Genomic DNA, 16,315 nt, shown 5'->3' with positions numbered 1-16,315 from the left:
CCACTATGCTACATACACATTTTATAAACGGTGAATGGGTTGCCGGACAAGGTCACGACCTAACCTCAGTTGATCCAGCCAAAAATGAAATTATTTGGGAAGGCAAGTCTGCCACAGCAGAGCAAATCGACGACGCGATTAGCGCTGCCCGTGCTGCACTTCCAGCGTGGAGCATGAAGACGGTTGAAGCGCGTCTTGAAATTATTAAGATTTACGGCGCTAAGCTTGAAGAAGCAAAAGCTCACCTTGCCAAAGTAATGGCAAAAGAAACCGGTAAACCTGAGTGGGAGACGGCCACGGAAGTGGGCGCCATGATGGGCAAAATCGGTATTTCTGAGAAGGCCTACTTTGAGCGCACCGGCAATGTTGAAAACCCAATGCCAGTAGGTAAAGCCTTTATTCGCCACAAACCTCACGGCGTGGTAGCGGTATTCGGCCCCTACAATTTCCCGGGTCACCTTCCTAATGGACACATTGTTCCTGCTCTTATCGCGGGTAACACGGTTGTGTTTAAACCAAGCGATTTAACGCCCATGGTTGCACAAGAAATGGTGAAACTGTGGGATGCGGCAGGCCTTCCGGCCGGTGTACTTAATCTTGTCCAAGGTGAAGTGGAAACGGGTAAAGCCCTGGCTTCGCACAATGACATTGACGGTTTGTTCTTTACCGGAAGTTCGCGTACAGGAAGGATCTTACACGAACAGTTCGCTGGCCACCCAGGTAAAATCTTGGCCCTTGAAATGGGCGGTAACAACCCGTTAATCGTAAAAGACGTAGCCGATGTTGATGCTGCGGTACACGACATCGTTCAGTCTGCTTTCATCACGTCAGGTCAGCGCTGCACGTGTGCGCGCCGCTTGTTCTTGCCAGCCGACGCCAAAGGCGACGCTATCCTTGCTCGCCTTATCGAAGTAACCAAAAATATTAAAGTTGGCGATTACGATGCTGAAGAGCAGCCATTTATGGGTGCAATGATTTCAAGTAGTGCTGCAGCTCTCATGGTGAAAGCACAGCAAGAACTTGAAAGCTTAGGCGGTAAAGTATTGGTACGTCTTGAGCAGCAAGACGAAAGCAAAGGCTTTGCTACGCCGGGTATTATCGATGTAACTGACATGCTTGCTTCACTGCCTGACGAAGAACACTTTGGTCCGCTATTAAAAGTCATTCGCTATACTAGCTTTGATGACGCGATTGCAGAAGCCAATAACACCAGTTTTGGTTTGTCGGCAGGTCTTTTAGGTGACAGTGAAGAAGATTACCGTTATTTATTTGCGCGTATCCGCGCGGGCATCGTAAACTGGAACAGACCTATTACCGGCGCAAGCAGTGCCGCACCGTTTGGCGGCGTAGGCGACAGTGGCAATCACAGAGCCAGCGCGTTTTATGCAGCAGATTACTGCGCATACCCCGTAGCTTCGGTTGAGCTTGATAAAGTCACTATGCCAGGCAAGTTAAGCCCAGGTTTATCAATGTAAGCCTAGCTTCACGTTATCTAAAAAGGCCGAAGCACCGTGCGCTTCGGCCATTTTCGCACCTAGCTTATACGAACTATTCCTTAAAATAGTTAACGACAGAAAGGACCCTACTACCATGCATAGCAACATAGATACGTTGTTCAGCAATATGTGGGACGATTACGTAACAATCACTCCCTCAGCACATAAAATACATGCCCTATTAGCCGGTGAAGAAAACACGAACGATATCGTTAACGACCACGTTGCTTTTAGAACATTTGCCCTTGATAAAACTCGCTTAGATAAGCTTGCAGCACATTTCTTAGCTTTGGGATATGAAGCGAAAGGCGACTACAACTTTGAAGCCAAAAAGCTCACAGCCAAACATTTTGAGCACCCCGACGATACCAAGCCCAAAGTGTTTATTAGTGAACTTCGCGTTGATGAGCTTTCAGACCAAGCGCAAGCCATTATCAAAAAGCTTGTAGAGCAAATGCCAGATTCAATGGTGAAGGCCGACAACTTCCTGTATTCAGGGAAGCACTGGGAGGTCTCTAAAGCTGAGTACGACACGCTGTTAAATGAGTCAGAATATGCGGCGTGGATGGCAGCTTGGGGCTTTCGTGCTAACCATTTTACGGTAAGCGTAAACTACTTAACCCGCACTAATAAGCTTGCTGATGTGAACACCCTGCTTAAAGAAGCCGGATTTGTACTTAACACATCGGGCGGTGAAATTAAGGGGGGACCAGAGGTTTATCTTGCTCAGTCTTCGACAATGGCCGACCGCGCAGACGTCGCTTTTAGCGATGAGACTGTGGCTATCCCAAGCTGTTTCTACGAATTTGCCCAGCGCTATGAAATGCCTGACGGTAAACTTTATACTGGTTTTGTTGCCGCATCGGCGGATAAAATCTTTGAAAGTACGAATGCGAAATAGCATAAACCACGGGTGGTGAAAAAAGCCCATTGTTGGGCTTTTTTTGTATTCGCTGACCCATCCTAAATAGCGTTGATACATTCCAACGCAATTTAGAGAGTGAGTTGTCGCGGCTTGGTACTAACGGTTAGGCTCCGATGTATGCCTAGCAAGAAACTGGTCGTAAGGCATAGGTTTATCAAAGTAAAAGCCCTGCATAAGCTGAATATCCGCTTGTTGCATAAAAGGTAAGTAAGACTCTAATTCAACACCTTCAGCGACAACCTCTATTTGCAGGCTTTTTAACATGGCAATTAGGCCATTAAACAGTGCATTGGCTTTGCTATCTAGGTGTATGCCTTGAATCAAGCTTTTATCCACTTTGACCACTTCAAACTGAAAGCTGCGCAAATAGCTAAGCGATGAAAAACCACTACCAAAGTCGTCTAAGGAGAGCCTAAAGCCATTTTCCTTTAGCGTATTTAACGCCCTAAGCGCCGCTTTTTCATCCCGAATAAATACCGACTCTGTCAATTCTAACTCGATATATTCAGGGGAGACACTGTTGTTCATACAAATCTTTAGCGCCTGCTGCGGAAAGTTCGGATCAAGCATTTGGTTGGCGCTAATATTCACCGACAGCGGTATTGACTCACCTTGCTGCGACTCCATAATAGAAATGTAATCACATGCCGCCTCTAAAGCCTGTAGGCCAATAGCACTGTCGAGCTTCTGCTCTTCAGCTATGGGAATGAATACGGCTGGTGAAACCACGCCGTGCAACCCCGATATCCACCGGCACAATACCTCGCCCCCTTTTAACTCTCCGTTTAGGTCGTATTTGCCTTGAATATAAAAATCGAGTAGATGGTTTTCTACGGTTCTGCGTAAATCATTCACCATACTCACTTGCTGAGTCATGCTTTCATAAAGCCCAGGCTCGTAGATAAAAGCTTGCCCTTTCCCTAGCTCTTTTGCGCGATACATCGCTGCATCTGCACATTGTATCAAGCCTTCTATGCTGTCGCTGTGCGCGGGAAAGTCGGCAATGCCGATACTGGCCGATAACCTTAGCTCTGAAGATTTAACGCTAACCACGTCTTCTTCGATGTGGTGAATAAGCTGCTGAGATTTTTCAGCTATTTTCTCACATGTTTGCGAAGGAAGTACCGCTATAAACTCATCGCCCCCCCACCTTCCGACTTCACCGACTGGCCCGAACATGGCGGTAAGCTGTGCGCCGACCCGCTGTAGCTCGATATCGCCTCTTTCATGCCCTGCGTTATCATTAATCGCTTTAAAGCCGTCTAAATCGATAAATACTAAAACGAAAGGTTTTTTGCTCTCTACTAAGCCAGTAATAGATTCCCGTAAAAAGTTTCGATTTGATAACCCAGTCAACTCATCGTGAAGAGCGAGCTGCCGTAGTCTGGCCTCGTTGCGTTTGCGATCGCTGATATCGCGCATAGTAGCTATGAGATAAGAAGTTTGCTGATAGGTCTCAAATAGCGCCACCGAAATATCAACGACTCTGATTTCTCCGCTTTGTGTCTTAATTTTAGACTCGAAACGCACTTGCTTATCCGAAGCTAACTGCGCTTTATCGACTTTTTCGGTAATAAATATATGGTTAAAATCTAGACCAACCCATTGGTCTTTCACCATCGCGCCAATTAACTGAATGAAAGCATCGTTACACTCGGTAATAACAAGGTCAGGCGAAAGCACCAGCATAGGTTCTCGAGAACTAGCAAAAGCCGATGCCATCAAATGAAAGGATTGCTCAGCCTTGCGCTGTTGCGTGATATCTTTTGTCGTACCAACTATGTGCAATGCTTCGCCGGCGTTTCCACGTTCTAAAACACGCCCACGCAACCTTACCCACTGGAAGTCTTCATCTAGCTTTAGGCGAAAAGAGAACTCTATACGATCGCGCTTACCGTGTAATGCCATACTCCAGTGGAACTGAAGCCCTTCTATGTCGTCTTCATGCACACGTTCTAATAATTGAATTAACGTACCAGACCATGTTGATACACTCTCAGAATGAAGAGAAAACGAGCGTATCTCCATCCTATCGCATTGCGCTTTCCAGCTCCAAAACGACTCCTGAGAAGCCCAAAGCGCTAGCTCAAGATCCTTTTGTGCATTTTGACTTTGCTTAAGCGTTTCGTACAAGCTTTCCATTTTCTCTACGAGTAACGCTTCCGCCTGCTCTCTTGCTGCGCGCTCCCGTTTCAATCGCCGTTCAAGCAATGCGGCGTGATCGTTTGAAGGCGTGCTGGAGGACGTATCATCAGCCATTGATCACTCCTATGAAACGAGAGAAATACTAAATTCGTAAGTATGTGGCGTATCAAGTTGGTGCGTTTCCCGCTCTAGCTTGCAGTTGTAGTGCGCGGCTGCGGCGTCCATCAAACCTTCAGCTAAGGGGTATAACTCTCTTTCTGAATAGTACTGTAATCGCATAGCGGTATCGGTGCGAGAGAGTACTTTAAACCGGGGTAAGTCGGCATCGGGATAGAGTTTTTTGACTTGAACATGAATATCCCCGTCAAGGTGCATCAGCATGTCGAGCATGCCATTCGTATTTGCTAACACATCTGGGTGAACTGCAGCAAGCTTGCCGAACAGGTAATAGCCGAAATCGTATAAAAGTTCATAAGCAGACTTACCCGTTTTTTCCACCAGCACGCCAAGTAAGCGTTGCATTTCTTCAAACGGGTAGTAGCCCACTGCAGTATAAGCGCCGTCGTTTTCTAACTCAGCTTCCATGATGACATCGTCAGCGAACTCAGGAGATACTTTTTCCTCGAGCATATCGATTAACGACGTAAAAACTATGCCTAGCATGTAAAATCCTCATTTAATCCTTAATTGAGTGTAGTTCACCTAAGCATAAGAACAACTTAAACTTTATGCCAAATCTTCGGGCGCCTCACCCTTGTCAGCGACAACCACTTCTACGGTATCAACCCGCTGTAGCCCCCTAGGTAGTTTATTCCCTCTTCTACCTCTTTCCCCCTGATAATGGGTCAGGTCTTCAGCGCTTAACGTCATATTTCGTTTACCCGCACCTACTTTTATGGCCGCCCCATCCGGAACTACAGTGAGTATTTTGACGTATTCTTCTCGCGACTGTGACTTCGCCGATGGAATATTAATAAGCTTGTTACCCTTACCCTTGCCTAAGCTTGGTAAATCACGCAGTGGGAACATCAGCATGCGCCCTTCATTTGAAATACTTAAGCACCAGTCGGTATCAGGGTTAGTCACGGGGGTGGGCTTCATGACTTTTGCCGCTGTGGGTAGCGATAGGTAAGCTTTACCCGCTTTGTTTTTACTCACCATATCTTTAAACGTTCCAACAAAGCCATAGCCGGCGTCGGAACCTACCAGAAACTTACTGTCGTCTTGTGCCATAATGGCATGCTGGAAGGACTCACCGCCGACAATACTAAAGCGCCCCGTTAGTGGCTCCCCTTGGCTGCGCGCCGATGGCAGCCCATGTGCATCACACGAGAAGGTGCGCCCCGAGCTATCCATAAATACCGCGGGCTGATTACTCTTGCCTTCTGCGCTAGATAAATAACCGTCACCGGCTTTATAACTCAAACCCTCTGCGTCAATATCGTGCCCTTTCGCGCAGCGTGCCCAGCCTTTTTCTGAAAGCACAACGGTAACCGATTCAGCCGGCACCAGCTCCTTTTCAGACAAAGCTTTCGCTTCACCGCGTTCCACAATAGGCGATCGCCTATCATCACCATACTTTTCAGCGTCAGCGAGAATTTCTTTTTTAATGAGTGTTTTAAGACGGCGGTCTGAACCTAGCAATTGCTGAAGCTTATCCCGCTCTGCGGCAAGCTCATCCTGCTCACCTTTAATTTTCATTTCTTCTAGTTTGGCTAAATGACGAAGCTTTAACTCAAGGATAGCCTCAGCTTGTTTATCGCTTAGCCCAAAGCGAGACATTAACTCTGGCTTGGGCTTGTCATAGGTTCGAATGATTTCGATAACTTCATCGATATTCAAAAACGCAATTAACAAACCTTCAAGGATGTGAAGTCTAGCCAGTACTTTATCGAGGCGGTATTGCAAGCGGCGCGTTACGGTATCTTTTCTGTACTGAAGCCACTCTGTCAAAATGGTGCGCAAATCTTTAACCTGAGGGCGACCATCTAGCCCTATCATGTTCAGATTTACCCGATAATTTTTCTCAAGGTCGGTTGTAGCGAATAAATGCTGCATTAGCTGGGTCACATCAACGCGATTTGAACGAGGCGTGATAACCAATCGAGTTGGGTTTTCGTGGTCAGATTCATCGCGAAGGTCGCTGACCATAGGCAGCTTTTTAGCCTGCATTTGGGCAGCTATTTGTTCGAGAATTTTTGCGCCCGAGGCTTGGTGCGGTAGTGCTGTAATTACCACGTCACCGCTTTCCTCACTATATACAGCGCGCATTTTAATAGAGCCTCTACCTGTCTCATAAAGCTTTTGTATATCAGCCTTCGGCGTAATGATTTCCGCTTCAGTTGGGTAGTCTGGCCCGTTTACATGCGCAAGGACATCGCTTAATTCGGCTTTACTGTTGTCTAACAGCATTGCGCAGGCATTAGCTAACTCTCTAACGTTATGCGGCGGAATATCTGTCGCCATACCTACCGCAATCCCCGTTACCCCATTTAACAAAATGTGGGGGAGACGAGCAGGCAAAACGCTTGGCTCTTCTAATGTACCATCGAAATTAGGTACCCAGTCGACCGTGCCTTGGCCTAGTTCGTTTAACAAGACTTCGGCGAAACGAGATAGCTTGGCTTCGGTATAACGCATGGCAGCAAAGGATTTAGGGTCGTCTGGTGCCCCCCAGTTCCCTTGGCCATCCACCAGCGGATAGCGATACGAAAAGGGCTGCGCCATAAGCACCATAGCTTCATAGCACGCCGAGTCGCCGTGAGGGTGGAACTTACCTAATACATCACCGACGGTTCTGGCCGACTTCTTATATTTGGCGCTTGCGTTTAAGCCAAGATCAGACATGGCATAAATGATGCGGCGCTGAACGGGCTTTAAACCGTCAGAAATATGCGGCAGGGCCCGGTCCATGATGACGTACATGGAATAGTTAAGATAAGCGTCTTCGGTGAAGCGTCGAAGAGGAAGTTGCTCTACCCCATCGCGATTAATGATGATCTCGTCACTCATGATAATTTTTTCGTTTTGTTATTAATACCAATGCGCTCGTGATAATACGGCGGTCTTCCACGCGTTGTTAGCGCACCACTAGGTGAAAGCACGGAAGCGTTAAATGCTATTGTGGGGTAAAGCGCAATGGTGTGCAATCTTTCAAACCAAATGTCGCGGCTTTGGCTGAGTATATTTACCCCAATTTACGGCATAAGTGTTTGTTTTGTTATTCTTCAAAGAGAGTGGTTAAATAGGGAAGATTGAATTTTGCCCTTCACTATTCAATCCCAAAATAACAAAAAATCCTAATTAAACGGTTAAAAGTACAGATAATCATGGCTATCTTTCGCGTATTCTTTTTTCTTTTCTTTTTTTTAGCTAGCGGCTTAGCCTCCACTGCTTATGCTCAGCATATCGAGCAACTTTTCGATGAAGAAAGTACGCTAGACTTGTCTGATTCACTGTACTTTTTATTTGAAACCGACTACCAACTTACCATTAGCGATGTATCGAGGCGCCGAAACGACTTTTTGATGCATCCCCACGACAATCCTAACTTTGGCTTTCGCAACAACGGTATGTGGTTGCTTACCTCTGTAGCCAATGTATCAAATGAAGAAGATTGGGTATTTACAATTAACTTCAGTCAACTAGATAGCGTTGACTTTTATTTGGTTAAAAACGGTAAAGTCATAAAACAAAGTCACCAGGGAAAAGCGCAAAAAGAGCAGCGTTTTCGCGTCCCGACCTTTCGTATTGAACTGTCTGATAGCGACGCCGTCGACCTATACATCCGCATTGAAAGCCGCTCATCTAGCTTAATCGCACCACTTCGCATTCAGGCAGAGCCTATTCACAGCAGCTATTTCCAAGCCGACAGTATGCTGTGGGGCTTTTTTTATGGAGGGTTACTTATCCTCGCCATCTACAATTTAGCCCTCTTCTTTGGTGTTCGAGAGAAAAGCCTGATTGCTTATGTGGGTTATATTGGTGCGGTGCTTTTATGGCAGTTTGTGTGGGGCGGCCATATCCAGCTTGTATTTAGCCAAGGAATTCCCTCTTGGCTAGTCGGTCATTCCGAGCTTATCTTTGTGATTATTGGTATAAGTTCTGGGGTCTTTACCATGACATTTTTGGAGACGAATAGCCATTCCCCTACTGCGCACCCCATTATTAAATTGCTATTGGTTTGCCAAGGGCTAACCGGCCTTATTTGCTTCGTTGACCTACTGCCTTCAATTTGGAAAAACAATTTAGTGTATGGCGTTGGGCTTGTTGCCATTTTAAGCTATATCTATGCGGGCTTTGAAGCCTTCTTTAATAACTTCAAACCGGCCCGGTACTTCATCTTCGCATGGGGTATGCTTGCCACCGGCGCTATCGTGGGAATGCTAAGCCTTATCGGTGTACTCCCTTCCAACGACTTTACCACTTACTGTTTCCAAGTAGGGGTATTCCTTGAAGCCGGCCTCTTCTCGTTCGCCCTTATGGAAAAGAGCAGAAGCCAGCTTGAAAGCGAAGTCGAACAGGCCACCAATGACCTGCGCAACAATGTTGAGCTTATTGAAGAACAAAATGCCCGCTTAGATATTGCGCGAAAAGACGCGATCAAAGCCAGTAATGTTAAGTCTCAGTTCCTTGCCAACATGAGCCATGAGATTCGCACGCCCCTCAATGCCATTTTAGGCTTCAGCAAAGAATTGAATAATGCTTCACTGCCCACGGATCAGCAAGAGCAAGTAAGAATAGTAAATACCGCCGCCGATAACCTGCTCACTATCGTCAATGACGTATTAGATTTTTCCAAGATTGAAGCGGGTAAGTTAACCATTAATAACCAGCCTTTCTCCCCTAACAAACTGCTAGAAGAAATGGTCACCATTATGGCGAAGTCTTCTCACAGTAAACACCTTGAGTTTGTTTTTGATTTACATCCGCTGCCTGAAAAACTCATTGGCGACGTGTTTCGCATCAAGCAGGTGCTGAACAATTTGCTAAGCAATGCCTTAAAATTCACATCAAGCGGTACAATAACCTTTTCAGTGAGAGGCCGCGCACTACCCCACGGTATCCACGAAGTGAATATGACTATCGAAGATACGGGCATAGGCATTAGCCGCCAAGATAGAAAGAAGCTGTTTAACGCGTTTTCGCAAGTTGATGATGCCTTGAATCGCAACTACCAAGGTACGGGGTTAGGGCTGGTTATTAGCAGGGAACTAGTGCGCTTAATGAACGGCGACTTAACCCTTAAAAGCGCACTTGGCCAAGGCTCAACGTTTATCGTTTCTCTTCGTATGACCCAGTTAAGTCAAAAATACGCACTAAGCAGCAATGAAGACTGGCTAGGCAAAAAAGTGGTTATCTTTGACCCCGTGCCTGCAACGCGTCGTGCAAGCGCTAACATGTTGTCTATCTTGGGGGCGCAGGTAATCTCGGTAGAATCGCTAGATTACTTGGCTACACTTACTGGTCAATATGATTTCTTTATGGCCGCCGTGCCCGTAAGCAAAATGAGCTTGCGAGATGCATACCTTAGCCGTTTTGTTCAGTTCCCCGCGCAAAAACGCATTCTTTGGTACTCGGGTCCAGAGCCATTCGCTCAATACCCTAGCCTCTCGCAACACTTCCATTCACAAGTGCGCATGCCAATGACGTTAACTAAACTCGATAGTTTGGTTCATTGTAAAGTGACACCGGCTAAAAATGCGATGATTGAGAAAATTGGAAGCTTGCCCAAAGTGAAGGTCTTAGCCGTTGACGATATGGAAATGAACCTTAAGCTCCTACATACTTGGCTTGACCACTCCCCTATTGAGCTGATTACTACCATCAATGGGCAAGACGCAGTAAATCAGTGCCAAACACAAGAATTTGACCTTATCTTAATGGACGTGCAAATGCCGGGTATGGATGGCGTGCAGGCCACCAGAGAAATTAGAAAATCGCCATTAAATATGGGCACCCCTATTGTGGCAGTAACCGCCCATGCGTTCAAAGAAGAGCAAGACCGACTGCTGGCATCAGGAATGGATGACTACTTGCCTAAGCCCATAGAAGTTGACCTGCTGATCACCTTAATTAAATCGTGGTGCCACAGTATTGAGCCGGGAGAGATTGTATTCCCTTCTATCGACTGGCAGCTTGCCTTAAAGCGTGCCAATCAGAATCAGGATACGGCTAAAGAGATGCTTGATAGCTTTATTGCGCAGCTTCCAGAGACGATCGATACCCTTTCAGCACTATGGAACGCAAAAGATTACAACGCGCTTAAAGCAGAGGTGCATAAGCTTCACGGCGCGTGTTGCTACACGGGTCTACCAAGAATGCAACATTTGGCCAATGAAACTGAGAGCGCGCTTAAATTAGGACAACATGCCATGGTCGATGAACATTTACCAGCCCTACTCGAAGAAGCCAAAAAGGTGATAAGAGAAAGCATCAACCATAATGGCACGTTCTAATCTTGAACGTGCACCGTAGCCTGCGTTTCAATACTCTGCCTCGCCTGTTGGCATTGGGCTATAAGTGCGGCGAATTCACCCACATCGCGGTCAAGCTCTGAGCTGGCAATAAAAATATCAAAACCAAGACGCTTTCTTAGCTCAACCATGCGATGAGCCAGCATAGCTTTAATCCCTTTTATAACGGTGCCGTCTTCCATAACGTACTGTTTATCATCAAACATCGATTGTTCATAGCAACTGCCTGAGGCACAGTTTTCATCGGTATTTTGCATAAGCAAAGGCCGTTGCTCCATCAACAAATGGGTCGCTAGTCTTGGCGAAATGGTATTTAAAAAGTCTGTATAACTTTTAATCTTAAACCCTATGGTTTCAAGAGGGATATGGTCTAAACCATGCCTAACGCGAGGGCAATCGGCCCGCTGTAAGTTCTCCCAATGGATGCGCCAACTGCCTAAACGGTGGCGATAAGTGATGTAGTCTTTCGCAATCTCTAAGCTGTAGTCTGGCTCGCGAATTTTGAAGTAGCCGACTAATAAACACACGAGCGCCGCACTGGTTAGGAAGATGCCCGCTAAAAATAACCAATCGGGTAAGAAAGCCAGCCATAACGCGGCAGCAATAAGCCCCACGCATCCCAGCACTAAACTGGTAATGCCGTTACTTTTAGACGCTGCTCGAATATAGATAGGTTCAACACTAGTGCCAGACATAGAGATACACCACCAACATAATTATGGCCCAAACGATATAAAGTCTTATGCGCTTACATTTTACGCAGTCAGTATGCCACCAGCGCAATAAGGGGTTTGATTTTCGCATACGCTAATAAGCCTAACTTATACGTTTAGTAAAAAGGGATAGTTTAACCGTAAAATTATGCCAATGTGTGATTTCTATATCGATATCTTTGAAACGCCGCCACTATGGTAGGGGTAAAAACTAACGACAATATCACAGAGAACCCAACGCCCCCTGCCAGCACCACTGCCAACGGCGGCCAGAAGCTCCCTTCGCTAAAGAGTAATAAAGGAATTAAGCCCCCCACCGTGGTAAAGGTCGTCGACAGAATATGACGGCTGCAGCTCATGGTTTCTTCAACAATAGCTTTAGTGTCGCCCTGCTTCGCTTTTGGGTTGGCGTTTATCGCGGCAATCACCACGATAGACCCATTAATAGCAACACCAATAAGCCCGGCGCAGCCAAGTAGCGGATTGAAGCCTACGGGTAAACCAGAAATCCATAAGCTAAACATACCCAACCCCACCGACAGTATGGCCACTAGGCCAATAACGCCAGCCAAACGAAGACTGGTAAACGTTAAGATTAACGTGGTTACCATCAACACCAATAGCACCGGAGCATAGGTGGCAAGCTTACCTAGCGCCTGCTGTTGCTCGTCGGCATCTCCCGCTAAGTGAATTCGATAGCCCTCGGGCAGAATGAGACGGCTTTCTAACAAGTCACGCAAATGATTACTGGCATCTATGGCCGGTACGCCGGGTAATAAAAATGCCTGAATTCTATTTAGCCTCTCTCCATCGACCCGGGTAATACTGCTAGTAGCAGGCTGTAGCGACAAATGCGTCACGGCGGCAAGCGGCGACCAAGAAATAGCGTTGTTACCGGCCACTGGAATAGGCATAGCATCGACGCCCGTTACATTTTGCCTAAATGCCTCATCAAGCCTAACGCGAACAGGGATCTCTTCTGTGCTTTCTAACACCGAGCCGCCAGTTATTCCCGAAAAGTTAATCTGCATTTGATTGGCAAGTTCAGACAGAGTCAAACCTAAATACGATAAGTTGTCGCTATCAGCGTTAATTTTTAATTCTGGCTCGCCCATAGAGATACTGGCAGTTGACTGGGAAATACCGTCTACTTGTGACATTAACATGCGCACCTTATCCCCTAGGTCGTTTAGGATGTTAAGGTCTGGGCCAAAGATCTCTACTTCCACCGGCGCCGCTATAGGCGGGCCTTGACCAAAGGCGCGAACAACAATTTGTACTTTCGGATAGGCAATATCAAGGTCTCGCTGTAACTTGCCTACAAGGTTGACCGCATCTTCTACGGTATCAGTCGATACCACCGCATTAGCAAAATACGGCATGTTATCGCGGGTCATCATTTGATTGTAATACACTGAAGGGGCCGAGCCGCCCACCAGCCAACTTACTTGCTTTACACTTTGCTCTGCGCGTATCGCGCTATCAATTTTTTTAACGTAGGCGGTGGTATTGTCGAGACTGCTTCCCTCTTTCGTCCACAAATACACTTCAAACTGATCTCTGTCTGCACTTGGGAAGAACACGTTGGCTAAGGTTCCCGATAGCACGAACCCCGACAAGCAAAGCACTGCGATAACAGACAGCACTAAAACAGGCTGTTTAATCCATCGGCCAAGCTGCCGTTTAAACGCAAGACTGAGATTCGGTGCTTGAAGGCCCACTTTCCACCATGATTGCGACGCCATACCCTGTGCAGATTCACCATCGTTTTTTGGTAAGAAACGGGCGGCAAGCGCAGCAATTATCGTAAGGGAAATGAACAGCGAACCAATTAATGCCATGACCACGCTTATCGCAATTGGCCCTACGAAATCACCGATGTTTCCGTCTAGCAAAAAGATAGGCATAAAGCCCAAGATAGTGGTAAGGGTTGACGCTAAAAGGGGAGCAAATAAGTGAGACACACTTTTCGCCATAGCCCCAACCCGCGTTAAATTCGAATCTTGCAAATTAATGCGTATCTCGTCGGTGATAACAATCGCGTTGTCTATAAGCAAGCCGATGGCGATGATCATGCCGAAAATAGACATCTGGTGAATTTGCTCGTTGTAAAAACTTAACGAAAATAACGCAAACGCCGCGCACAAAGGTAATGCAAGCCCCACAATCCACGCAGCGCGAAAGCCCATGAAAAGCAAAATAACCAGCATGACTACTGCACAACCCATCAACAGATTCATAGATAAGTCGGCTAGGCGAGTGGCGGTGTACTCATTTTGCTCAAACGCCACAGTGGCCGTTAAAGTACCACTAAAATCCCGGTTAAACTGCTCCACCACCGCTAGCGCGTTTTTCGTCCATACATCCGAGCGAAGAGAAGGCTGCATTCGCGCCGCAACAAAAATTGATTCTTCACCGTTTAAAAAGGCCACTTCATTGCGTGGCGTTTTGTAGCCTCGCTCTACCGTAGCAACGTCTTCGACACGTAAATAGCGGCCTTGCTGGTTAACCAAAGGAATTGAAGCAATCATATTTACGCCGTTAAGCCCCTCACCCACGGTAAAACGCAAATTGCTTTGTTGTGTGTTTAGCATGCCTGCGGGAAGCTTAGGGTCGGCGCGACGAATTAACGCACTGACCTGCTGCAGGTTGAGGCCGGTGGCTGCAAGTTTAATTGGGTCGATATTAACGCTTATTTCCTCTTCAGGCGCGCCATAGACGCGAACCAATTCGGTTCCACTTACGTTACGCAGCCTGTCGGTGAGCTCTTGGGCTAGGCGGGCGGTTAGCGTAATAGGTGTATTTTCAAAGTGTTCGGCGCGAACAGAAAGCAGTAAGGTGAATGCGGTAGCCCCGCGCTTTTCATCGAAGATAGGCGCCATTGCACCTTCCGGGAATAATTCCGCTGCCGCCCCAATCGCATCGCGAATTTCACTGAAAAGTTGCTCGTTACTGGTATTGTTAATCCAGTCTTGCGTTTCAATTAAAATGATTGAAATACCTGCGCGAGAGGTAGACTTTACTTCCTTAATTTCGGAGATTTCCCTTAGCCTATCTTCAAGTACGTCACTCACTAAGGCTTCTACTCGTTCAGCTGAAGCACCTGGATATTGCGTTATGATAAGTGCATTTCGGGTATCTATTCGTGGATCTTCTATACGTGGAAGTGAGCCTAAGGCGGAAAGGCCAGCGGTTATAAGAATAAGCAGGCTTAACACCAACAGGTGTCCTCGGCGGTAAAAAAGCGTGTACCACGGGTACGATTTGTCTTTATCAAAGTTGAAGGTTTTCACTAGCGCGCCCCAGCTTTATGCTGGCTTGGAATAGACACCATTTGCCCGGGAGCCAGCTTATGAGTGCCTTCATTGACATAAATTTCGCCGTCTTTGAGCGCACCGCGAACAAACGCATTATTGCCGTCGGTATACACCACTTCAACAATACGCGCTTCTAGGGTGGTATTTTTCTTATTTGATAATACAAACACACGCCACAACCCGCGTAACCCGTTACTTAACGCATTAACTGGCAACCAAGCTCCGGTCTCTGTATGAGAACGAAAGCCAGATAAAATAGCCATATCGCCAGGTCGAACTCGCTCGTTACTGTTCAATGTGACAAGAATATCAACAGTTCTGGTTTGCACGTTGCGAATGGGAAGACGCTGCGTGACAGTACCTGCTACGTTTATGTCACCGACTTTTACAAGAACGGGCTCATTCACCTCAAACTGATCAATAACGTCGGCTGGAACAGCAAACCGCGCTTGATAGTTCTCGATACTAGTGAGCCCAAACACAGGGCTTCCAGCGTTTACGACACTGCCTTCATCTAAAAAACGGCGATTGACTACGCCGTCAAAAGGAGAAATAAGTGTGGCTTTGCGCATTTCAACATTAAGGGAATTCAGCGCAGCCTTGATTTCGCTAACCTGCGCTTTTGCGACATTCAGGCTGGCTTTTACCTCGTCAAGACGCTGCGCTGACTCCAGCTTTCTCTCAACCAGTGATGTCGTTCTATCACTGTTAACTTGAGCAAGTGCCAGGTCGGCGTTAGCGCGTTCAAGAGAGGCCTGAAGTTCGCGCTTTCTCGCATTGAGGCGCTGTAAATCTTGTCGCGCTAAGATGTCGCCTTGGCTAACCACATCTCCCTCTTCAACAAGTAGTGTGGTGACTTGACCCGCCACGTCAAAAGACAGGGATGCAGCTTTAGGCGATTCAACCAGGCCAAAGACATTAATTGGTGTTTCGAAACCCGATTGTATTTTGATGGTGCCTGTGGATACGGCAACAGGCAATCGTGCTTCTGGGGCTTGCGTTGCGTTGCCTAAGCCTGCGGTCATAAGAAGTACAACCAGAGCTGCAATAAACACGACAATAGAAATAACGAGTATTAGCTTGCCACTTTTAGCAGGCGACGCCGCAGCTGACATAATGAATCCCTTAACTATTCTAGAGCACGCTCTAGACCACATTTGCATACTTATTGAGCTATGCTAGTATATTAATACTAGACCGTCCAGTTTGATATATAAATATTTAACAAATAGTGAGAAGTGCA

General features: G+C 46.8%; 9 protein-coding genes. 3 read left to right on the top strand and 6 right to left on the bottom strand.

The window, feature by feature from the left end:
- The first annotated feature begins 5 nt into the window (after positions 1-5).
- Positions 6-1,475: a succinylglutamate-semialdehyde dehydrogenase gene (gene astD / locus ACTRWF_RS16920; protein WP_462835919.1), complete on the top strand. Its 1,470-nt coding sequence runs from the start codon at positions 6-8 to the stop codon at positions 1,473-1,475.
- A 115-nt stretch (positions 1,476-1,590) separates the two neighbouring features.
- A complete protein-coding gene (locus ACTRWF_RS16915; protein ID WP_462835918.1) occupies positions 1,591-2,397 on the top strand; it encodes a 2-oxoadipate dioxygenase/decarboxylase family protein in 807 nt (268 codons plus the stop codon).
- Between the two features lie 120 nt (positions 2,398-2,517).
- Here ACTRWF_RS16915 and ACTRWF_RS16910 read toward each other — a convergent pair whose 3' ends face one another.
- The 3 genes from ACTRWF_RS16910 to parC all read right to left on the bottom strand — a co-directional run bounded on the left by ACTRWF_RS16910 (position 2,518) and on the right by parC (position 7,578).
- Positions 2,518-4,680 (bottom strand): EAL domain-containing protein, encoded by a 2,163-nt coding sequence (locus tag ACTRWF_RS16910; protein ID WP_462835917.1) that lies wholly within the window; start codon positions 4,678-4,680, stop codon positions 2,518-2,520.
- A 9-nt stretch (positions 4,681-4,689) separates the two neighbouring features.
- On the bottom strand, positions 4,690-5,229 hold the full coding sequence (locus ACTRWF_RS16905; RefSeq protein ID WP_462835916.1) for a heme NO-binding domain-containing protein: 540 nt from the start codon (positions 5,227-5,229) through the stop codon (positions 4,690-4,692).
- 63 nt (positions 5,230-5,292) lie between these two features.
- Complete coding sequence (gene parC, locus ACTRWF_RS16900) at positions 5,293-7,578, bottom strand: DNA topoisomerase IV subunit A (RefSeq protein WP_278384085.1); 2,286 nt, start codon at positions 7,576-7,578, stop codon at positions 5,293-5,295.
- A gap of 317 nt (positions 7,579-7,895) precedes the next feature.
- Here parC and ACTRWF_RS16895 point away from each other — a divergent pair, with 317 nt between their 5' ends.
- Positions 7,896-11,024: a 7TM diverse intracellular signaling domain-containing protein gene (locus ACTRWF_RS16895; RefSeq protein ID WP_462835915.1), complete on the top strand. Its 3,129-nt coding sequence runs from the start codon at positions 7,896-7,898 to the stop codon at positions 11,022-11,024.
- On the opposite strand, the gene ACTRWF_RS16890 is transcribed toward ACTRWF_RS16895, so the two are convergent.
- The 3 genes from ACTRWF_RS16890 to ACTRWF_RS16880 form a co-directional block, all read right to left on the bottom strand.
- Entirely contained in the window at positions 11,021-11,737 is a 717-nt protein-coding gene (locus ACTRWF_RS16890; RefSeq protein ID WP_012516998.1) for a DUF2982 domain-containing protein, read from the bottom strand. The two genes, ACTRWF_RS16895 and ACTRWF_RS16890, sit on opposite strands and share 4 nt — an antisense overlap.
- Positions 11,738-11,901: 164 nt before the next feature.
- Positions 11,902-15,048 (bottom strand): efflux RND transporter permease subunit, encoded by a 3,147-nt coding sequence (locus tag ACTRWF_RS16885; protein ID WP_012516997.1) that lies wholly within the window; start codon positions 15,046-15,048, stop codon positions 11,902-11,904.
- Complete coding sequence (locus ACTRWF_RS16880) at positions 15,048-16,187, bottom strand: efflux RND transporter periplasmic adaptor subunit (RefSeq protein ID WP_278384092.1); 1,140 nt, start codon at positions 16,185-16,187, stop codon at positions 15,048-15,050. The genes ACTRWF_RS16885 and ACTRWF_RS16880 overlap by 1 nt, the downstream gene beginning before the upstream one ends.
- Positions 16,188-16,315: the final 128 nt, after the last annotated feature.

Source organism: Alteromonas sp. G5_S2_22_S1, from assembly GCF_054968525.1.
This window is presented reverse-complemented; position numbering and strand designations above follow the sequence as displayed.